Origin of the sequence: Streptomyces niger (genome assembly GCF_000718305.1) — a bacterium.
Lineage (GTDB): Bacteria > Actinomycetota > Actinomycetes > Streptomycetales > Streptomycetaceae > Streptomyces > Streptomyces niger.
The window spans coordinates 26853-46787 of record NZ_JOFQ01000029.1 but is presented as its reverse complement, the minus strand read 5'-3'; the positions used below and the strand labels follow the sequence as shown (position 1 = coordinate 46787).

The window sequence follows — 19935 nt, the reverse complement described above, 5'->3', positions numbered from 1 at the left end:
ATCCGTCCCCGCCGGGGGTGTCGGCCGAACGGACCACACCCCCGGGTACGGACCCGCGCCACGATGCCCCGTACGCATCACTCACCGCGAACAAGTGGATCTCCCGTGTCACGGTGGCCCTACTGCCACCGATTCAGGAGTTCCGAAATGGCCGACCTCGCCCCCGATCTGGAAGCCGCAGACCTCACCGGTGGAGCCGGGGTTCTCGGCACCGCCGAGGACGCCCACTCCCCGTACGGAACGCTCGGGCGTCCCGCCGACCCGCCGCTGCGCCGCGACCCGCTGACGCGGGCCCACGCGCTGCTCGGCGCGCACCCCGTCTTCGACGGCCACAACGCCCTGCCCTGGGCGCTGCGGCTGCACCACGGCGACGACCTGACGCCGGGTCACTACTACGACCTCGAATACGGCGAGCCCGCCGTCAGCACCGACATCCCGCGGCTCCAGCAGGGCCGGGTCGGCGCGCAGTTCTGGTCGGTGCAGGTGCCGACCGCGCTCAGCGGTGACCACGCCATCAGCGCCACGCTCGAACAGATCGACTTCGTGCACCAGCTGGTACGGGCCTACCCCGAGGCGCTGCGGCTCGCGATGACCGCCGACGACGTCACCGAGTGCCGCAACCGCGGCCGGATCGCCTGCCTGCTCGGCTCGGCCGGCGGCCAGATCATCGACAGCTCGCTCGGCGCGCTGCGCGCCCTGCACACCCTCGGCGTACGGTCCATGCTGCTCACGCCGGACCGCAACACGCCCTGGGCGGACGCGGCGGCCGACACGCCGTGCGCGGGCGGCCTCACCGCCTTCGGCGAGGAGGTGGTCCGGGAGATGAACCGCCTCGGGATGCTCATCGACCTCTCGTACGCCTCCACCGACACGATGCGGCACACGCTGGCCATCACCAAGGCGCCGGTCTTCCTCCACCGCTGCGCCGCCCGGAACCTGACGAACCACCGGTACAACGTGCCCGACGACGTGCTCGCGCAGCTGCCCCGCAACGGCGGCATCTGCATGGTCACCTTCACCCCGCAGCGGGTGGCCGGGCCGGTGGGCGCCGCGACCATCGAGGACGTGGCCGACCATCTGGACCACGTACGGAACGTGGCGGGCGCCGCGCACGTCGGCCTCGGCGGCGGGTTCGACACCGACCCGGCCGACGGGCGGCCGGAAGGACTGGAGGATGTCTCCGGCTATCCGCGGCTGCTCGCCGAGCTGATCTCCCGCAACTGGTCCTTCTCCGACCTGGCCGGGCTGACCTGGGGGAACGCGCTGCGTGCGATGCGTGGTGCGGAGTTCGCCGCGCGCGAGGCACGGCACCGGCGCGGGCCGTCGACGGCGACCATCGACCGGCTGGACCGGGCCGACCGGCGGGACCGGATGACCCGGCTGCACTGGGCCTGGACCTGAGGGCCGGGTACGGCGAAGGGGCGGGCGGTCACTCCCGCCCGCCCCTCCTCGGCGCGCCCTCAGCGCGGACGGAGCCGGCCCGTCAGCACAGGCACAGACAGAACGGGTGCCCCGCCGGATCGAGGTAGACCCGCCAGTTGCGCTTGCCCTCGTCGTGCTGGACCAGCCGCGCGCCGAGTTTCAGCGCCTCGCGCTCGGCCTCCTCGATCTGGTCCCGCGCCACCCGGAGGTCCAGATGGAACTGCTGGGACCGCTCGCCGCTGGGCCAGTCCGGCGGCACCATGTCGGGTGCCTTCTGGAAGGCGAGCTTCTGTCCCTGCGGCCCGGCCACCTCGACCCACTCGCCGCCCTCTTCGTCCTCCCCGGCCTGCCAGCCGAGCAGATCGGCGTAGAACTCGGCGAGAGCCCTGGGATCCGGTGCGTCGAGCACGACGACGCCGAACTGAGCGATGGCCATGGTGTTACCTCCTGAGACGAGTCATCGGTAACTGCGTTACTGCATGATGGCCTTCTACGGGTAACGTGGCAAGCGTGGCCGACCGTAGTGCGCCGCCTTCCCTGGCGCTCGTCCAGGAGCTGGCGAACACCCTGAACGTCGAGACCGGGCGGGACGCGCTGGCCGCTCCCGGCGGACTCGCGACGTTCCTGCGCACCCACGAGTTGCCGCCTGCGCCCGCCGGGAAACGCGAACTGGCCGCCGTACAGCGGCTCCGGGAGGCGCTGCGCGGGGCGTGTCTGGCGCACTCGGGAACCGACCTCCCGGACGACGCCGAGCGCGTGCTGGAGACGCTGCTCGCCGAGGCGCCACTGGTCCTTACGGTCGACACACAGGGCGGTGCCGCGCTGCGCCCCGCGCCCGGCCTGACGGGCATCCCCGCGCTCACCGCCCGTATCGCCGTCGGGATCGCCACCGCCGCGGCCGACGGCACCTGGCCCCGCCTGAAGGCGTGCGAGGCCCACGACTGCCGGTGGGTGTACTACGACCGCAGCCCGGCGGCGCGCAGCCGCTGGTGCACGATGGCGGTGTGCGGCAGCCGCGCGAAGATGCGCACGTACCGGGCGCGCCGCGCGACGGAGTCCGGCTGACCCGCCGGAGAACGCATCCCGCCCGCCCCGCCTGAGCGGCGGAACGGGCGGTACGGAGAGAGCGGAGCGGCGTTACGCGCGCGGGCGGCCCAGCGCCCGGTACGTCCAGCCGGCCTTGCGCCACAGCTCCGGGTCGAGCGCGTTGCGGCCGTCGAGGATGCGGCGGTACGTCACGACCTCGCCCAGCGTCGCCGGGTCCAGCTCGCGGAACTCGCGCCACTCGGTCAGGTGCAGCACCACGTCGGCGCCGCGCACCGCGTCCAGCGCGGTCGGCGCGTAGCCGAGGGTGGGGAAGACCCGGCGGGCGTTCTCCATGCCCTTGGGGTCGTAGACGGTGACCTGGCCGCCCTGGAGGTGGATCTGGCCCGCGACGTTCAGCGCGGGGGAGTCGCGTACGTCGTCGGAATCGGGCTTGAAGGTGGCGCCGAGGACGGCGACCCGCTTGCCGAGGAAGCCGCCGCCGACCGCCTCGCGCGCCAGCTCCACCATGTGCCCGCGGCGGCGCATGTTGATGGAGTCGATCTCGCGGAGGAAGGTCAGCGCCTGGTCGGCGCCCAGCTCACCGGCGCGCGCCATGAACGCGCGCAGGTCCTTCGGCAGGCAGCCGCCGCCGAAGCCGACCCCGGCGCGCAGGAACTTCTTGCCGATCCGCTCGTCGTAGCCGATCGCCTCGGCCAGCTTCACGACGTCGCCGTCGGCCGCCTCGCAGATCTCGGCCATCGCGTTGATGAAGGAGATCTTGGTGGCCAGGAAGGAGTTGGCGGCGGTCTTGACCAGCTCGGCGGTGGGGTAGTCCGTCACGACCCACGGCGTGCCCTCGGCCAGCGGCGTGGCGTACACCTCGCGCAGCAGCGACTCGGCGCGCTCGCTCGCGACGCCCACCACGAGGCGGTCGGGGCGCAGGGTGTCCTGGACCGCGAAGCCCTCGCGCAGGAACTCCGGGTTCCAGGCCAGCTCCGCCTCCTCGCCGGCCGGCGCCAGCTCGGCCAGCCGCTTCGCCAGCCGCGCCGCGCTGCCCACCGGCACGGTGGACTTGCCGACGACCAGGGTGGGGCGCGTCAGGTGCGGCGCCAGGGACTCCACGGCGCTGTCGACGTAGGACATGTCGCAGGCGTACTCGCCGTGCTTCTGCGGGGTGTTCACGCACACGAAGTGCACGTCACCGAAGGCACCGGCCTCCTCCCAGGAGGTGGTGAACCGCAGCCGCCCGCTGGAGCCCGGAAGCCCCGCGACGTGCTGGCGCAGCAGCTCCTCCAGCCCCGGCTCGTACAGGGGCATCTCGCCGCGGCCGAGCATCTCGACCTTCTCGGGCACGATGTCGAGCCCCAGCACCTCGAAGCCGAGCTCGGCCATGGCGGCGGCGTGCGTGGCGCCGAGATAGCCGGTGCCGATCACGGTGATCTTGAGGGGCATGGACGCTCCAAACGCGAACTGAGGTGACTGCGGGCCCGAGCATAGCCGTGACGCGTCGTGTGCGATCCGGTCGTTGTCGGCAACCTCACGTACCCCACGGAATGCCACGGCTCTAGAATTCGGGGAAACGCGACAGGTTACTTAACGGTAGTTAGCACTCAGGGGAGATGAGAGACCTTGGCGGGAAACGCCGATTTCGATCTGTACCGGCCGGCCGAGGAGCACGACATGCTCCGCGAGTCGGTGCGCGCGCTCGCCGAGGCGAAGATCGCTCCGGTCGCCACCGCGGTGGACGAGGAGGCCCGCTTCCCGCAGGAGGCGCTGGACGCCCTGGTCGCCAATGACCTGCACGCCGTGCACGTCCCCGAGGCCTACGGCGGCGCCGGCGCCGACGCGCTCGCCACCGTCATCGTCATCGAGGAGGTGGCCCGCGCCTGCGCCTCCTCCTCCCTGATCCCCGCCGTCAACAAGCTCGGCTCGCTGCCGGTGATCCTCTCCGGCTCCGAGGAGCTGAAGAAGAAGTACCTGGGCCCGCTGGCCAAGGGCGACGCGATGTTCTCCTACTGCCTCTCCGAGCCGGACGCCGGTTCGGACGCGGCCGGCATGAAGACCAAGGCCGTCCGCGACGGCGACCACTGGGTGCTCAACGGCGTCAAGCGCTGGATCACCAACGCCGGCGTCTCCGAGTACTACACGGTGATGGCCGTCACCGACCCCGAGAAGCGCTCCAAGGGCATCTCCGCCTTCGTGGTCGAGAAGGGCGACGAGGGCGTCTCCTTCGGCGCGCCGGAGAAGAAGCTGGGCATCAAGGGCTCGCCGACCCGCGAGGTCTACCTCGACAACGTCCGCATCCCCGCCGACCGCATGATCGGCGCGGAGGGCACCGGCTTCGCCACCGCCATGAAGACCCTGGACCACACCCGCATCACCATCGCGGCCCAGGCGCTGGGCATCGCCCAGGGCGCGCTGGACTACGCCAAGGGCTACGTCCAGGAGCGCAAGCAGTTCGGCAAGCCGATCGGCGACTTCCAGGGCGTGCAGTTCATGCTCGCCGACATGGCCATGAAGCTGGAGGCGGCCCGCCAGCTCACCTACGCGGCCGCCGCCAAGTCCGAGCGGATCTCCGCCGGCGGCAAGGACGAGGACCTCACCTTCTTCGGCGCCGCCGCCAAGTGCTACGCCTCCGACGCCGCCATGGAGATCACCACCGACGCCGTCCAGCTGCTCGGCGGCTACGGCTACACCCGCGACTACCCGCTGGAGCGCATGATGCGCGACGCGAAGATCACCCAGATCTACGAGGGCACCAACCAGGTCCAGCGCATCGTCATGGCGCGGAACCTGCCGTAACGGCGGGCCCCTGCACGCGGGAAGGCCCCGGCTCCTCCGAGGAGCCGGGGCCTTCCCGTTGTTGTCTCTCACGTGCCCGAGCGGGTCACCGGCCGGTCACTGGTCGGCGGTGACCGTGACCGGGTCGTCGTTCTTCAGCTCGTTCACCAGCTGCTTGACCTTGGGCATGTCCCACGCGAGGTTGCCGCCGACGCTGCCGGAGACCGGCATGTTCATGGACTTGCCGTCGCCGCCCTTGCTGGTCACGTCCTTCAGCCCGAAGAACATCTTGGCCAGCGAGTAGGGGCCCATGTCCTTGTCGACGACGAGGGTGTCCAGGCCGGCGCCCATGGCGGGGTACAGCTCGAAGGGGTTCAGCAGCGTGCCGGGCGATGCCACCTGGTGGGCCAGCGTGGAGAGGAACTTCTGCTGGTTCTTGGTGCGGTCCAGGTCGCTGCCGGCGAAGGCGTGCCGGGTACGGACGTACGCCAGGGCCTGCTGGCCGTTCAGAGTCTGCTCGCCGGCCTTGAAGTCGGCGCCGGACCACTTGTCCTTGAAGCCCTTGTCGAGCTTCATGTCCACGCCGCCGATGGCGTCGACGATGTTCGCGAAGCCGGCGAAGCCGATCTCGGCGTAGTGGTCGATGTGCAGGCCGGTGTTGTACTCCACGGTGCGCACCAGCAGTTGCGGGCCGTCGATGGAGTACGCGGCGTTGAGCTTGTTGGCGCCCATCGCGGGCTGCATCTTGCCCGACTCCGAGCCGCGGAACTGCGGGATCGTGATGTTGGAGTCGCGCGGCAGGGAGATCAGCGTCGGGCCGTTGGACCCGGTGTGCAGGATCATCATCGAGTCGGTGCGCTTGCCCTCGGCGGAGCCCGTGTGCAGGTCCTTCTTCTGCTGCGCGGACATCCCCTCGCGGCTGTCGGAGCCGACGATCAGGTAGTTGGTGCCGTCGCCCTCCTCGGGGCGGTCGATCACCTTGCTGAGGTCGACCTCCTTGCGCATCTTGGAGTCGGCCCAGAAGTACGTGCCGATCGAGACGGCGAGCACGACGACGACCAGCGTGGTGAGCGTCACCTTGATGCGGCGGCCCCAGTTGGGGCGGGGCCGGTAACCGTCGTTGCCGTAGCCGTCGTCCCCGCCGCGACCGCCGCCGTAGACCTGACCGGTGTTGTACCCGTCGTCGTACCGGCCGCCACCGCCGTGGCCGCCGTCGTACCCGGGCTGCGGCGGTACGGCCTGCCGGCGCGGCGACATGCCGGGCGGCAGCGGCGGCTCCCCGTGGCCGGCGGCGGGCTGCCGGCGCACCTGGCGCATGGCACGCGCGCCCTCCGGCTGGGCGCTGCCGCTGCCGCGTCCGTACCGGTTCCTGTCGTCGTCACGGGCGTGCCCGTCGCGCCACTCGTTCATGGAGCAAAGTGTGCCTGCCGGTACGCCCCGCCTTACAGGCCGGGGACGGGATCGGACCCCGGCTGTTGCAGAGCTGATGCAAACCGGGGCGGCATATAGGGGAGGGCGTGACCTATGGGCCGCGTGGGGTGGAAGCGACGATTCGGGACGCTCGGGGCGAGCGTTTGCGAACAATTGCGAGCGTAATCGTCTGAAACGTGAGCAAACTGGACCGGTCGGGGACGTCCGCGACCGACTCGGGCGGAAGGTGCGCGCCGGGGTGCATAGGGTGGACGTATGACCGACCTCGTCACCGACGGCCCGGAGGGCAGCCTCCCGGGCAAGCCCACCTCCGTCTCGCGCACCACCCTCAGCCACATCATGGATGCGAGCCACACCAATCTGCTCGGCACCGTACACGGTGGCGTGATCATGAAGCTGGTGGACGACGCGGCGGGCGCGGTGGCCGGCCGGCACTCCGGCGGTCCCGCCGTCACCGCCTCCATGGACGAGATGGCGTTCCTGGAGCCGGTCAGGGTCGGCGACCTGGTGCACGTGAAGGCCCAGGTCAACTGGACCGGCCGGTCCTCCATGGAGGTCGGCGTACGGGTGCTGGCCGAGCGGTGGAACGAATCCACCCCCGCCCAGCAGGTCGGCTCCGCCTACCTGGTCTTCGCCGCCGTCGACGAGAACGGCAAGCCCCGCCCGGTCCCGCCGGTGATCCCCGAGACCGAGCGCGACAAGCGCCGCTACCAGGAGGCGCAGATCCGCCGTACGCACCGGCTGGCCCGCCGCCGCGCGATCAAGGAGCTGCGCGAGCGGCGCACCGCCGACGGCGTCGACGAGGGCTGACCCGCAGCCCGGACGGTCACCGGCCGTCCGGCGCCGTCACTTGCACTCCTCCTCGTCCCCCGTGACGGCCGGGACGTCGCCCGAGCCGGTGGCCGGCAGCTCGGCGCGCACCTTGTGCACCTCCTTGTGGTCCGGGCCGAGCGTGACGCGCAGCACCGGGCCCTGGCCCGGGACCGCGCGCAGCTTCGCGCCGGGCAGCGCGGCGGCCAGCGTCCGTACCGAGCGGTTCCAGCGCGGGTCGTACGCGATCTCGGTGCGCTCGGCCCGGGCCTGGGCGTTGCGGGGCGCGCCGGTGGTCGCGAAGCCGTCCGCGCGCAGCGCCCGGTCGGTCCTGGCGGCCAGGCCGCGGGTGCCGGTGCCGTTCTCGACCTGGACCCGGACCTCGTCCGGCGCCACGTCGACCATGGTCGCGCGCTGCTTGCGCTTCTTGTGGACGGCCAGCGGACGGTCCGCGCGGATGGCCTCGAAGAGCTTCTCCGCCCGGTCCTCGTCCCACTTCACCGTGGAGCCGAGGTTCGGCACGGTGTAGTTGATGTCACCGACGGGGACGGAGGCGAACTCCGACGAGGAGGGCTTGAAGCTGCGCAGCGCCTGGCCGAGCGCGACCATCTCGCGCGGCCCGAAGCCGGCGTCGGCGCGCAGCGAGCCCAGCATGGTCGAGGTGATCCGCTTGAAGGCCACCGGGTTCATCAGCGTTTCCGAGTTGGTGATGCGGTGCAGCAGCGCGACGAGGAAGCGCTGCTGGCGCTGCATGCGGCCCAGGTCCGAGCCGCCGTCGAGGTGGCGGGCGCGGACGTACTGGAGCGCCTCGCCGCCGTTCAGCTTGCTGGTGCCCTTCGGCAGGTCGAGCCCGGTGTAGCGGTCCTTCAGCGGGGTGGTGGTGCACACCTGCACCCCGCCGACCGTGTCCACCGTCTTCATGAAGCTGGTGAAGTCGACCTCCAGGTAGTGGTCGATGTGCACGCCGGTCATGTGCTCGACGGTGCGGACGGTGAGGTTGGGGCCGCCCTCCGCGTACGCCGCGTTCAGCCGGACGGGGTGGGCCGGCACCTGCCGTCCGGTCCGGTCGCTCCGGTACTCCGGCACCTCGGCGAAGGAGTCGCGGGGCAGGCTGATCACGCTGGCCCGGTCCCTGGCCGCCGAGAGGTGGACGAGCATGATCGTGTCGGTGCAGTGACAGGGCGCGCCGCCCAGGTGGTAGCGGTCCTTCTCCGCCTTCGACAGCCGGTCCCGGTTGTCGGTGCCCGCGACCAGGAAGGTCATCCCGGTCCCGGTGACGGGCCGCGGCCGGTGGTCCATCCCTTTGAAGGCGTCCACCCGGGTGATGCCCTCGTCCACCCCGGTGACCATCGCATGGCCGATACCGCTCGCGGCCAGCAGGGCGACGGACGAGACGGCGATCACCCGCACGATCCACCGGGCGCGCCGGCGCCGCCTGCCTGGTGCGGGGAGCGGGAGGGTGCGGGGCGGTGGGGGCATAGCGGGGCACCTCCTCATAGGGAGCAGGGGGACGGACGACAGTACGTCGATATGATCGGCTGACTGTCATCACACGCCGCTCCGGCCCACCGCGCCACTCGGCTGTCGTCAGGCCCGTACGTCCGTTCGCGGTAACGTGAACACCGATGAACGACACCCACGCCACGCCGAGCCGGCACCCCGCAGTCTCCGTGATCATGCCGGTGCTGAATGAGGAACGTCATCTGCGCAGCTCCGTGCGCCACATCCTGGAGCAGGAGTACGACGGCGAGATGGAGGTGGTGATCGCGCTCGGGCCCTCCACGGACCGCACCGACGAGATCGCCGCCGAACTGGTACGGGAGGACCCGCGGGTCCACACCGTGCCCAATCCCACCGGCCGCACGCCCGCCGCGCTGAACGCCGCGATCGAGGCGTCCCACCACCCCGTCGTGGTGCGGGTGGACGGCCACGGCATGCTGTCGCGCAACTACATCGCGACCGCCGTGCGCCTCCTGGAGGAGACCGGCGCGCAGAACGTCGGCGGCATCATGAACGCCGAGGGCGAGACGCCTTGGGAGGAGGCCGTCGCGGCCGCCATGACCTCGAAGATCGGGGTGGGCAACGCGGCCTTCCACACCGGCGGTCAGGCGGGCCCCGCCGAGACCGTCTTCCTCGGCGTCTTCCGGCGCGAGGCGCTGGAGCAGCAGGGCGGGTACAACATCGAGTTCATCCGAGCGCAGGACTGGGAGCTGAACTTCCGCATCCGTGAGGCGGGCGGGCTGATCTGGTTCTCGCCCGAGCTGAAGGTGCAGTACCGGCCGCGGCCGAGCGTGAAGGCGCTGGCCAAGCAGTACAAGGACTACGGCAGGTGGCGGCACGTCGTCGCGCGCTACCACGCCGGTTCGATCAACGCCCGCTACCTGGCCCCGCCGACCGCGCTGTGCGCGTTCGCCGCGGGCATCGTGGTCGGCGCGGCGGTGACGCCCTGGGGCTTCGTCGTCCCCGGCGCCTACCTCGCGGCGATCCTGGCGGGCTCCGTCCCGGCCGGCAAGGGCCTGTCGCTCAAGGCCCGCGCCCAGATCCCCGTCGCGCTGGCGACCATGCACTTCTCGTGGGGCTGGGGCTTCCTCACCAGCCCGCGCTCGCTGGCCAAGAAGGTCATCGCCAGCCGCCGCCCGGCGGTGACGGCCCCGGCCGAGAAGACCGCGTAAGGCGGCGCACACGTACGACGGCGGCGGCCGGCCCCCTCGGGGACCGGCCGCCGCCGTCGTGTCACGGGCCGGGTGTCAGAAGGTGTAGCCCGGGTTCACCTTCATGCAGGCCTTCTTGTCCTCGCCGTTGAGGGCGTCCGCGCTCTCCGGGGCCTTCTCCGCCTGCTGCTTGCCGCCGGCCGCCTTCGGGTACGTGGTGCCGGTGCGCCAGTCGTTGCCGACGACCAGCCGGATGCCCTGCGCCGAACTGGACTCCTTCACCGCGCTCTTGGGCAGCCCGAGCGCCTTGGCGACGGCCAGCGCGTCGCCCTCCGCGTCCTTGCCGCCGTACGTGATCGTGGTGTCGGCCTGGGCGATGAGCGTGGCGTCCGTGCCCGCGGCCGTGTAGCCGAGCGTCGCCAACTGCCCCTGCACGGCGCTCGCGCGCCCCACCACCGGGCCCTGGATCGCGCCGTTGGTGCCGTTCTGCACGGTGATCTGGAGCTGATCCTTCGCCGTCGTGGCCTTCGGGGCGGCGGCGGGCTTCTTCTTCTCGTCCTTGCCGTCCAGCGCCGTGTCGTTGCGCAGCATCGCGAAGACCTGCTCGGCGTCGCCCGGCTTGGGGATGACGTAGGACTCGCCCGGACCGTACGACCAGGGCATGGTCGCCATCGTGACCCGCTTGACCGGCACCCGGTTGAGGTCGCCGCCGAGGTCGTAGAGCTTCTTGACGCTGCCGAGCCCGTCGTCCACGGTCAGCGCCTTGGTGGCGGCCTCCGCCAGCGCCTGGAGCTTGCCCGGGTCGGTGAGCTTGGTGCCCGCCTTGAGCTGCCGGATCATCGAGTTCATGTACATGTGCTGGGCCTTGGCCCGGCCGATGTCGGTGTTGTCCTCGAAGCCGTAGCGGGTGCGCAGCCACTGGAGCGCCTGCACGCCCTTGATGTTGTGGTCGCCCTTGGTCAGCTTCAGCCCGCTGCCGTGGCCCTTGCTGTCGTGCGAGTAGATGTTGTCGTCGACGCACACGGGGACGCCGCCCACCGCGTCGGCCATGTCCACCACGCCGGCGAAGTCGATCATCATGAAGTGATCGATGTAGATGCCGGTCAGCTCTTTCCACGTGGCGACCGTGCAGCCCGGGCCGCCGTGCTGCAGCGACTGGTTGATGGGCGCGGTGGTCTGCGGGTACACGTCGCCGCTCTTGGGGTCGGTGCACTTGGGGATGGTCACCCGGGTGTCACGGGGTATCGAGAGCACCGACATGCTGGAGCGGTCGGCGGAGACGTGCAGCAGCATCTGCACGTCCGCCAGCGGCTTGCGGCCCACATCGGCCTTGGCGCCGCCGAGCTTGAGGTTCGCCTTGCTGTTCCGGCTGTCGGAGCCGAGCAGGAGGATGTTCATCGGGGTCTGGCCGAAGGCGTTGGGCTCGGGCTTCTTCAGCCCGCCCGCACCGAGGTCCAGCGCCCCTTTGCGAAGGTTGCCGTTGAGGTGCTCGTAGTAGAGGTAGCCCGCGCCCGCCGTACCGAGGACGAGCAGCGCGGCGATGCCGGCGGTCCAGCGCAGGACCCGGCGCCCTCTTCGGCGTTTGCGTCTGCCGCGGCCGGCGGGCTCGGCGGGCCCGCCGGCCGCGCCGTCGTCCACGTGCTGCCCGTCGCTGCGGCCTTCGTAGAGGCTGTCGTCCCAGCCCAACTCCTGGGCGTCGGGCTGGTGTCGGCGTGATCGATCACCACGCACACTGCCTTGCCGCATCGCTGCCCCTCCCCGTTTCTTCCATCCGGTGGTGCGCTCGGCGGCCTGGCAGGGCGGCCGGTCGTTCTTCACTTGGCGGTACTGGCTCTGCTGCTCTTACTGGGCTGCTCTTACTTGGCGCAGACGTTCTTGTTGTCCGCGTTGACGTTCTGGACCCCGTCCGGCGTCTTGTCCGGCGGCCCGACCGGCTCCCCGGCCCCGGTGAAGTCCTTGCCGAGGATGAGCTTCATCGGCACCTTGGGTCCGGCGTCGCCGCTGGTCTCCTTCAGCGCGGACTGGGGCAGGCCCATCCACTCGGCCAGGGTGGCGGCCTGGCCGGCCTGGTTGGGCGCGTACTCCAGGCGCGTCGCGTCCAGCGTGGTCGAGGCGTTGCCGGCGTTGGTGGACAGCGGCGCGCCCTTGGTGTTCTGCAGCCAGTCGACGGTCTCCTGGGCGGCACCCAGGGGGCCGCCGCCGTTGGAGACGTCGACCCGGACCTCGGCCGCGGGAGCCTTGGCGACCGGCTTCGTCTTCTTCTTGGGCTTGTCCTTCTTCGTCTTGGTCAGCGAGTGGTCGGCCTGGACCATCTTGAACAGCGGATCGGCCTTGGCCTTGTTCAATATGACGGTCGCGGGGTCCTCAGGGTTGTCCAGAACCGGCACGGTCGCGAAGGTGACGTTCTTGACGTTGACCCGGCTGAGGTCCTTGGCCAGGTCCATCAGCTTGCTGGCGGTGCCGATGCCGGTGTCGACGGTGAGCGCCTTGGTGGCGGCGTTGCTCAGCTTCCACAGCTTGTTGACGTCCGTGAGCGTGTCGTCGGACTTCATCTTGCGGATCATCGAGCTGAGGAACTGCTGCTGCAGCTCGATGCGGCTGAGGTCACTGCCGGTGCCGACGGTGTGCCGGGTACGGACGAACGCCAGCGCCTGCTCACCTTGGACGACGTGCTTGCCGGCCTTGAGCTTCAGGTGCGACTTGGGGTCGTCGATGTCCTTGCCGGCGCACACCTCGACGCCGCCCACCGCGGTGGACAGCTCCTTGACGGCGTTGAAGTCCGCCATCATGAAGTGATTGATCTTCAGGCCGGTCATCTTCTCGACGGTCCGCCAGGTGCAGCCGGGGTCGCGGCCCTCCTGGCCGAGGCTCGTGTTGAAGCGCACCCCGGTCTCGCCGGGCACGTTCTTCGTCGAGCCGTCCTTCTGCTTGGTGGGGCAGTCCGGGATGTCGGTGATCATGTCGCGCGGAATGCTCAGCGCGGTGGCGTTCGTCCGGTCCGCGGAGACGTGCATCAGGATCGTGGTGTCGGCGTGGCCGACACTGCCCAGGTCTCCGTAGCCGTCGTTGCCCTTTCCCTCGCGGGAGTCGGTGCCCATGATCAGGATGTTCACCGGGCCGTCGGTGACCGCTTCGTTGTTGATGCCGACGTCGACCTTGGAGATGTTGCCGTCCAGGTGCTGGTAGACGAAGTACGCCCCCGTGCAGCCGGCGACCAGCACGAAGCCCATCGTGCCCGCGCCCCAGTACAGCGCCTTTTTCTTCTTCGACGCCTTCGGCTTGGGCTTGCGCCGCCCGGTGCTCGCCGCGGGCGCCGCAGCTGCCGCGCGGTGCCCCGCGCGCCCGCCGGCCCGGCGGTTGCGCTGGGCGGGCAGCTCACGGGTCGGCGTGTCACGGTCGTTTCCGGCCGACCGGCCGCGTTCCTGTGCGCGCCGCTGCTTCCGGCCACTTTCTGCGGCGGGTGCGGAGGGTGCTGCGGTTCTCCGGCCGGCCTGCCCGGGGGCTGACTTTGCGCCAGTATCCAGTCGCAGTTCGTAGTTGCCGGTGTTCGGGTCGAACACCCACTGATCGGCGGGATCGATGTCGCCCGCCTGCCCACGGCCTTGCGCGTCCACGGTGCCTTGAGTCCTCCGTCGGTGCCACGCGGCGCCTGCCCCCTCAAGGCGCTCGGTCGGTCGGATTGCAGTGCGCGGTCAGCCAGTCTGCGGACCGGATCGCTCACACTATCCGCCCAGTTCAGCGTCCAGCGACGCCCGTGACAAATTCCACGTCCCTACAACTGGGCAATCCACCCAATACCTTCGCGTCCGTGATCCACCCTTTGCGGGGGTTTATCGGCAGATGCCCCGGTCTGCACTGGTTCCCCGGAAGGTGGTCACGGGCGTCGGCGTGGCCGATTCGGGATGGACGGGCTTGTCAGATTCGTCCCCGCCGTTCGAACGGCCCGCGCCCCGGGCATCCGTCTGCCCGGTCTGCGGGTCCTTGGCCGGGTCGTCGTATTGGGTGGTGTCCGTCTGTTCTGTCGGCGCGGGCCGCACCGGAATCGGACGGTCCGCACGCAGCCGCGCGAAGAGCTGGCCGGCATCCGGCTGCACCAGTTCGTCGCGGTTCACGTTGTACGCGTACGCCTGGCGGGGCACGGTCAGGAAATGGATCTTTTTTGTGGGGATGTCGCGAACGCTGCGCACCAGGTTGAACAGCCCCCGCAGTGACGCCAGCCCCTCGTCGGTGGTGAGGGAACTCGTCGCGGCGTCCAGCAGCGGGTAGAGGCGCGCCGGGTTGAGCAGCACGCCGTTGCCCTGCACCTTCTTCACCAGCGCCGCCAGGAACTCCTGCTGCCGCGCCATCCGCTGGGTGTCGCTGCCGTTGCCCAGGGACTTGCGGGCCCGTACGTACCCCAGCGCCTGCTCGCCGCGGAGCACCTGGCGGCCGGCCGCCAGGTTCAGGTGCGAGTCCTGGTCGGCGACGGCCTGCGGCAGGCAGACCTCGACCCCGTCCACCGCGTCCACCATGTGCTTGAAGCCGGTGAAGTCCAGGATCATGTGATGGTCGATGCGGATGTCGGTCATCCGCTCGACGGTCCGGATCGTGCAGGCCGGCCCCGCCGCCTCGAATGCGTAGTTGAACTGGGTCAGCAGGGGCGCGGTACGGGTGCCGTCGGGCTTCGTGCACTCCGGCACCTGCACCATCAGGTCACGCGGGATGCTCACCGCCGTCGCGCTCTTCCGGTCCGCCGCCAGGTGCAGCAGGATCGTGGTGTCCGAGCGCTGGGTGCCGTCGTCGGTGCCGTACTCGCCGTTCCCGCCGCCCCGGTCGTCCGAGCCGATCAGCAGGATGTTCTGCACGTTCTTCGCCGACGCCGGCGGCCGCTCCGCCTCGTACGCGCGCAGCTTCGCCGCGGTGTCGGAGTCGGCCGTGATGTTCCCGTCGAGCTTGTCGTACGCCAGCCAGCCGACCACGCCCACGCCCAGCACGGCGGCGCCCGTGCCCATCGCGGTCCAGCGCAGCCACCGCCGCCGGGCGGGCCGGCCGTCGCCGGCCGCCGGCTCGTTGCAGCGCTGCAGTTCTTCGGGGATCTCCGGCCTGTTGTCCACGGCTGCGTCCACCCCTCGTGCGTCGGCCGCGCGGGGTACGGCCGGTGCGCCCGGTGCCGCGGCCCGGGCGGCGCGCCCGGTCCCCGGTACCCCGGGAGACGGCCGCGTCCCGCGCAGGGTTGTACGTCTTCCTGATCGTGGACCGCGCGGGACGGATCGGCGCCCGCAACGGGCGCCCGCTGGGCCGGTCGGGCGAACCGCCGGAATGCCTGGCCGGCGGCTCAGGCCTCCGTGGGCGCGACGACGGTGACCTGCTCGGCCTCCTTGCGCCGGACCAGTCCGTCCGCGTCCAGCCGGTCCGCGTGGCGGCACAGAACGACGGAGCCGTCGGTCGCCAGCGGCGCGTACAGCCCGTACGCCAGCCCGTCCCACGTGCCGTACGGCAGCGCGGAGAGCACCCGCTGCCGCTCGGGCAGCCGGGCCAGCTCCACGGCCGCCGCGCGGATCTCCGCGCCGGTGAACTCACGCCCGTCCACGGTGAGCGCGGGCGCGTGCGGGTCGACCGGCGCGTACGGCGCGAAGCGGTCGCCCTGGCCCGGCACCTCGGCGGCGTAGTCGGCGAAGCCGGCCGGCGGCTCGGGGAAGCGGCCGCCCAGCGGGCGCAGCGCGAGCGCCACCCGCTCCCCGGAACAGGCGCGGGCCGCCTCCAGGGTGTCCGGGCCGCTGACGACGAGGTCCGCGGCCGCCGGGTCGCCGCCGACGTCCGCGACCACTCCGACGGAGGAGCAGGCCACCAGCCAGACGGCGGTCTGCCAGTGGGTGGGCAGCAGCAGTGCGAGCCGGTCGCCGGGCTCGGCCGACAGCTCGTCCTGGAGGTAGTTGGCGGTCTTGGCCACCCAATTGGCGAAGGTGGCGACGGAGAGTTCGACGCGTTCGCCGGTGGCGTCGTCGTAGAAGGTCACGAGCGGCCGCGCCGGGTCGGAGGTCAGCGCGGATCGCAGCAGGTCGGCGGGGGTTCGGTCGGTGGCGTTCATCGCCGTCAGCCTACGCGCGCCGGCCGCCGCCGTACGGCGTACCCGGCGTCGCCGGTGGGGCCGCGACGCGCCGATGAGACGTCAGGTCCCCAATGGCGGATTTGTCATACTCCGTCCACGATCGCTTCCATGCGTGCCTTCGTTGCCACTTCGCTCGGCGCCGCGACCTTCGCGGCCCTCGTCGTACCGCTCGCGCTGCCGGCCGGGGCGAACTCCGTCCAGGCCCCCGCAGCCGCCGCTCCCGAGGCCGCCTCCGCGGACGTCCCCGGAAGCACCCAGTCCCTGCCGCTCGTCCCGCTCGGCGACCGCGACCGCGTCCTCCCCGGCCGCGGCTCGGGCCGCGCCGCCACGGCCGCGCCCGTGGGCATGCCCGTCAAGGACGTACGGCCCTTCTCGCTCGTCGGCGTCGTCTGGACCGACGCCCAGGCCGAACTGCACGGCCAGCCGCAGGTCCGCACCCGCGCCACCGGCAGCCACAAGTGGGGTGCCTGGCAGGACGTGCAGACGCACTACGACGACGCCCCCGACCTGGACTCCCCGGAGCGCGGCGCCAAGCCGCGCGGCGGCACGGCCCCGCTGTGGGTGGGCGACTCCGACGCCGTGCAGATGCGGATCGCCCCGGAGCAGGGCCGGCAGGCCGTCACCGAGCTGCCCGCCGGGCTGCGCCTCGAACTGGTCGACCCCGGTTCCCCGGTCGAGCGCGACCCCGCGCCGGCCGCCGCCGGGCAGCAGGCCAACGACAGCTCGGCCGCCAACGCCGGGCTCGCCCCGCTGGGCGCCACCGAGATCCCGGCGGCGCCCGCCGACGGGCTGCAGGCGGACCTGGCCGCGGCCGGCCAGCAGGAGCGCGGCCAGGCCGCCGGGGCCGAGCCGCGCAACGGGCCGCGACCGAAGATCATCACCCGGGCCGGCTGGGGCGCCGACGAGAAGCTGCGGGAGCCGAAGTTCGGGTACACCAAGACCGTGAAGGCGGCCTTCGTGCACCACAGCGCCACCGGCAACACCTACTCCTGCAACCAGTCCTCGGCGATCGTCCGCGGCATCTACCGCTACCACGTCAAGAGCAACCACTGGCGGGACCTCGGCTACAACTTCGTCATCGACAAGTGCGGCACGATCTTCGAGGGCCGGGCCGGCGGCGTCGCCAAGGCCGTCATGGGCGCCCACACCCTCGGGTTCAACAACGACACCACCGGCATCGCGGTCATCGGCACCTTCGACAAGGCCAAGCCGCCGGCAGCCGCCGTCGACGCCCTCGGCAAGCTCACCGCGTGGAAGCTGGGGCTGTACGGACGCAACCCGGACGGCAAGACCACACTGGTCTCGGGAGGCGGCAACCGTTTCAAAAAGGGAACCAAAGTCCGGCTGAATGTCATCTCCGGACACAGGGACGGCTACGTGACCAGCTGCCCGGGCGCCGCGCTCTACGGCACACTCGGCTCGGCGCGTACCGCCTCCGCCCGCTTCCAGGGACGCTGAGGGCCCGGGGGCCGGAGCCCGTGCGCGCACGGGCTCCGCGGCCGGGCGGCGCCGGAGCCCGCCTACCGGTGGGTAAGCCCACTGGCAAAGCGGGCAAACCGTCTGCCTACACTGGTCCGCCGTCCGGCCGACCCCAGCAGGAAGCAGAGACAACAAAGGTGACTGAAGCGATCCTTCTGGTCGGCGGCAAGGGCACCCGGCTGCGTCCGCTGACGGTGCACACGCCCAAGCCCATGGTCCCGGCCGCGGGCGTGCCGTTCCTGACGCACCAACTGGCCAGGGCCCGCGCGGCAGGCGTGGAGCACATCGTGCTGGCCACTTCCTACCTCGCCGAGGTTTTCGAGCCGTATTTCGGCGATGGGTCGGAATGGGGGCTTCATCTCGAATACGTCACCGAAAAGGAACCGCTCGGCACCGGCGGCGCCATCCGCAACGTCGCCCACCGGCTCCACTCGGGCCCCGACGACCCGGTACTGATCTTCAACGGCGACATCCTCACCGGGCTCGACATCGAAGCCCTGGTGCGCACCCACCAGGAGACGTCGGCCGACGTCTCGCTGCACCTCACCCGGGTCGAGGACCCGCGCGCCTACGGCCTCGTCCCCACCGACGACACCGGCCGGGTCACCGCCTTCCTGGAGAAGCCGCAGACCCCCGAGGAGATCGTCACCGACCAGATCAACGCGGGCGCCTACGTCTTCAACCGCTCCGTGATCGACGCCATCCCGCAGGACCGCCCGGTCTCCGTCGAACGCGAGACCTTCCCCGGCCTGCTGGAGGCCGGCGCCCACCTCCAGGGCATGGTCGACTCCACCTACTGGCTCGACCTCGGCACCCCGCAGGCCTTCGTCCGCGGCTCCGCCGACCTCGTCCTCGGCCACGCGCCCTCTCCGGCGGTACCCGGGCGGCGCGGCGAGCACCTCGTCCTGGACGGCGCCGACATCGCGTCCGACGCCAAGCTCAGCGGCGGCACGGTCGTCGGCAGCGGCGCCCGGATCGGCGCGGGCGCGCGCATCGCCGGCAGCACGGTCCTGGCGGACGCGGTGGTCGAGCCCGGCGCCCAGATCCACGACTCGCTCATCGGCGCCGGGGCCCGCATCGGCGCCCGTACGGTCCTGTCCGGCGCGGTCATCGGCGACGGCGCCACCGTCGGCGCCGACAACGAGCTGCGCGAGGGCATCCGCGTCTGGTGCGGCGCCGACCTGCCGGCCGCGGCGGTGCGGTTCTCGTCCGACCAGTAGCGGGTGGCCGCGGCCGGTGGGGGCCGCGCTCCCCGTGACGACTGCCACGCCGTGACGAGGCCCGCCGGGCGGCCGGCGCGCCGCCCCGCTCCCGTACGCTGAACGGATGCCCCGCACCCGCACCTGGGCCCCGCCCGGCCCGTACGACCTGCTGCGCACCCTCGGTGTGCTGGGGCGCGGCCCGGGCGACCCCGCGTACCGGGTCGAGGCCGGCACGGTCTGGCGGGCCTCCCGCACGCCCGACGGCCCCGCGACGGTCAGGATCGCGGCGCGGCCCGCCGAGGGCTGCGTCGAGGCCGAGGCGTGGGGCGCGGGCGCCGACTGGATGCTGGACCGACTCCCCTCCCTCCTCGGGGAGTCGGACGATCCCGCGGCCTTCATGGCCCGCCACCGGATCGTGCACGAGGCGCACCGCCGCAACCCCGGGCTGCGGCTGGCCCGCACCGGCCTCGTCCTCGAATCGCTGATCCCCTCGATCCTGGAGCAGAGGGTCACCAGCGACGAGGCGTACCGGGCCTGGCGGCTGCTCTTGCAGCGGTTCGGTGAGCCCGCGCCCGGCCCGCACGAGCGGCTGCGGGTGATGCCCGACCCGCGCGGCTGGGCCATGATCCCGTCCTGGGAGTGGCACCGCGCGGGCGTCGACGCCAAGCGCTCCGACACGGCCGTACGCGCCGCCCGGGTCGCCCGCCGCCTGGAGGAGGCGGCGGACATGGACCTTCCGGCCGCGCTGCACCGCCTCCAGCTCGTCCAGGGCATCGGCCCGTGGACCGCAGCGGAGGTCCTCCAACGCTCCAACGGCGCCCCCGACGCCCTCACCCTCGGCGACCTGCACCTGCCACGCATCGCGGTCTACGCGCTCACCGGCCGGATGGGCGGCACCGACGAGCAGATGCTGGAACTCCTCGCCCCCTACGAAGGCCAGCGCCACCGCGCGGCCCGCCTCCTCCTGCTCTCAGGCCGAGTCCCGCCCCGCCGAGCCCCCCGCTACTCGGTCCGCGACATCGCCCGGCTCTGATCCCCGGCTGCG

Annotated in this window: 16 protein-coding genes; 8 read left to right on the top strand and 8 right to left on the bottom strand. The window is 71.7% G+C overall.

The window, feature by feature from the left end; translation table 11 throughout:
• Window positions 1–147: 147 nt before the first annotated feature.
• Window positions 148–1401, top strand: a complete 1254-nt coding sequence (locus IF20_RS33755) for a dipeptidase (RefSeq protein ID WP_110944802.1) — start codon at window positions 148–150, stop codon at window positions 1399–1401.
• Between the two features lie 82 nt (window positions 1402–1483).
• Here IF20_RS33755 and IF20_RS33750 read toward each other — a convergent pair whose 3' ends face one another.
• Complete coding sequence (locus tag IF20_RS33750; protein ID WP_052869245.1) at window positions 1484–1858, bottom strand: VOC family protein; 375 nt, start codon at window positions 1856–1858, stop codon at window positions 1484–1486.
• Window positions 1859–1932: 74 nt separating this feature from the next.
• Here IF20_RS33750 and IF20_RS33745 point away from each other — a divergent pair, with 74 nt between their 5' ends.
• The gene (locus IF20_RS33745; protein WP_052869244.1) at window positions 1933–2487 is read left to right on the top strand and encodes a CGNR zinc finger domain-containing protein; all 555 of its coding nucleotides are present in this window, start codon (window positions 1933–1935) and stop codon (window positions 2485–2487) included.
• A gap of 72 nt (window positions 2488–2559) precedes the next feature.
• Here the strand turns inward: IF20_RS33745 and IF20_RS33740 are convergent, their stop codons facing one another.
• A complete protein-coding gene (locus IF20_RS33740; protein ID WP_052869243.1) occupies window positions 2560–3900 on the bottom strand; it encodes a UDP-glucose dehydrogenase family protein in 1341 nt (446 codons plus the stop codon).
• 177 nt (window positions 3901–4077) lie between these two features.
• On the opposite strand from IF20_RS33740, the gene IF20_RS33735 reads away from it, so the two are divergent.
• Complete coding sequence (locus tag IF20_RS33735; RefSeq protein WP_052869242.1) at window positions 4078–5250, top strand: acyl-CoA dehydrogenase family protein; 1173 nt, start codon at window positions 4078–4080, stop codon at window positions 5248–5250.
• Between the two features lie 96 nt (window positions 5251–5346).
• Here IF20_RS33735 and IF20_RS33730 read toward each other — a convergent pair whose 3' ends face one another.
• Window positions 5347–6639, bottom strand: a complete 1293-nt coding sequence (locus tag IF20_RS33730; protein WP_052869241.1) for an LCP family protein — start codon at window positions 6637–6639, stop codon at window positions 5347–5349.
• Window positions 6640–6915: 276 nt separating this feature from the next.
• On the opposite strand from IF20_RS33730, the gene IF20_RS33725 reads away from it, so the two are divergent.
• The gene (locus IF20_RS33725; protein WP_052869240.1) at window positions 6916–7470 is read left to right on the top strand and encodes an acyl-CoA thioesterase; all 555 of its coding nucleotides are present in this window, start codon (window positions 6916–6918) and stop codon (window positions 7468–7470) included.
• Window positions 7471–7506: 36 nt separating this feature from the next.
• Here the strand turns inward: IF20_RS33725 and IF20_RS33720 are convergent, their stop codons facing one another.
• Window positions 7507–8949: an LCP family protein gene (locus IF20_RS33720; RefSeq protein ID WP_110944801.1), complete on the bottom strand. Its 1443-nt coding sequence runs from the start codon at window positions 8947–8949 to the stop codon at window positions 7507–7509.
• 146 nt (window positions 8950–9095) lie between these two features.
• Between IF20_RS33720 and IF20_RS33715 the strand changes: the two genes are divergently transcribed.
• A complete protein-coding gene (locus IF20_RS33715; protein ID WP_052869238.1) occupies window positions 9096–10142 on the top strand; it encodes a glycosyltransferase family 2 protein in 1047 nt (348 codons plus the stop codon).
• A 75-nt stretch (window positions 10143–10217) separates the two neighbouring features.
• On the opposite strand, the gene IF20_RS33710 is transcribed toward IF20_RS33715, so the two are convergent.
• The 4 genes from IF20_RS33710 to IF20_RS33695 all read right to left on the bottom strand — a co-directional run bounded on the left by IF20_RS33710 (window position 10218) and on the right by IF20_RS33695 (window position 16188).
• Window positions 10218–11867 carry an LCP family protein gene (locus IF20_RS33710; protein ID WP_052869237.1) on the bottom strand — a complete coding sequence of 550 codons (1650 nt, stop codon included), beginning with the start codon at window positions 11865–11867 and terminating at the stop codon, window positions 10218–10220.
• 110 nt (window positions 11868–11977) lie between these two features.
• Complete coding sequence (locus IF20_RS33705; protein WP_052869236.1) at window positions 11978–13735, bottom strand: LCP family protein; 1758 nt, start codon at window positions 13733–13735, stop codon at window positions 11978–11980.
• Window positions 13736–13951: 216 nt separating this feature from the next.
• On the bottom strand, window positions 13952–15214 hold the full coding sequence (locus IF20_RS33700; RefSeq protein WP_234426942.1) for an LCP family protein: 1263 nt from the start codon (window positions 15212–15214) through the stop codon (window positions 13952–13954).
• Window positions 15215–15435: 221 nt separating this feature from the next.
• Window positions 15436–16188 carry a TIGR03089 family protein gene (locus tag IF20_RS33695; RefSeq protein WP_052869235.1) on the bottom strand — a complete coding sequence of 251 codons (753 nt, stop codon included), beginning with the start codon at window positions 16186–16188 and terminating at the stop codon, window positions 15436–15438.
• Between the two features lie 129 nt (window positions 16189–16317).
• On the opposite strand from IF20_RS33695, the gene IF20_RS33690 reads away from it, so the two are divergent.
• The 3 genes from IF20_RS33690 to IF20_RS33680 all read left to right on the top strand — a co-directional run bounded on the left by IF20_RS33690 (window position 16318) and on the right by IF20_RS33680 (window position 19923).
• Window positions 16318–17667 carry a peptidoglycan recognition protein family protein gene (locus IF20_RS33690; protein WP_052869234.1) on the top strand — a complete coding sequence of 450 codons (1350 nt, stop codon included), beginning with the start codon at window positions 16318–16320 and terminating at the stop codon, window positions 17665–17667.
• Between the two features lie 158 nt (window positions 17668–17825).
• Window positions 17826–18908, top strand: a complete 1083-nt coding sequence (manB, locus tag IF20_RS33685; RefSeq protein ID WP_052869233.1) for a mannose-1-phosphate guanylyltransferase — start codon at window positions 17826–17828, stop codon at window positions 18906–18908.
• A 106-nt stretch (window positions 18909–19014) separates the two neighbouring features.
• Window positions 19015–19923 carry a DNA-3-methyladenine glycosylase family protein gene (locus tag IF20_RS33680; protein WP_052869232.1) on the top strand — a complete coding sequence of 303 codons (909 nt, stop codon included), beginning with the start codon at window positions 19015–19017 and terminating at the stop codon, window positions 19921–19923.
• The last annotated feature ends 12 nt before the right edge of the window (window positions 19924–19935 follow it).

Excerpts from the sequence above, each read along its gene's own strand:
- IF20_RS33755 (WP_110944802.1), top strand. The coding sequence starts at position 148 with ATGGCCGACCTCGCCCCCGATCTGGAAGCCGCAGACCTCACCGGTGGA.
- IF20_RS33750 (WP_052869245.1), bottom strand. The coding sequence starts at position 1,858 with ATGGCCATCGCTCAGTTCGGCGTCGTCGTGCTCGACGCACCGGATCCC.
- IF20_RS33740 (WP_052869243.1), bottom strand. The coding sequence starts at position 3,900 with ATGCCCCTCAAGATCACCGTGATCGGCACCGGCTATCTCGGCGCCACG.
- IF20_RS33730 (WP_052869241.1), bottom strand. The coding sequence starts at position 6,639 with ATGAACGAGTGGCGCGACGGGCACGCCCGTGACGACGACAGGAACCGG.
- IF20_RS33725 (WP_052869240.1), top strand. The coding sequence starts at position 6,916 with ATGACCGACCTCGTCACCGACGGCCCGGAGGGCAGCCTCCCGGGCAAG.
- IF20_RS33720 (WP_110944801.1), bottom strand. The coding sequence starts at position 8,949 with ATGCCCCCACCGCCCCGCACCCTCCCGCTCCCCGCACCAGGCAGGCGG.
- IF20_RS33715 (WP_052869238.1), top strand. The coding sequence starts at position 9,096 with ATGAACGACACCCACGCCACGCCGAGCCGGCACCCCGCAGTCTCCGTG.
- IF20_RS33710 (WP_052869237.1), bottom strand. The coding sequence starts at position 11,867 with ATGCGGCAAGGCAGTGTGCGTGGTGATCGATCACGCCGACACCAGCCC.
- IF20_RS33695 (WP_052869235.1), bottom strand. The coding sequence starts at position 16,188 with ATGAACGCCACCGACCGAACCCCCGCCGACCTGCTGCGATCCGCGCTG.
- IF20_RS33690 (WP_052869234.1), top strand. The coding sequence starts at position 16,318 with ATGCGTGCCTTCGTTGCCACTTCGCTCGGCGCCGCGACCTTCGCGGCC.
- IF20_RS33680 (WP_052869232.1), top strand. The coding sequence starts at position 19,015 with ATGCCCCGCACCCGCACCTGGGCCCCGCCCGGCCCGTACGACCTGCTG.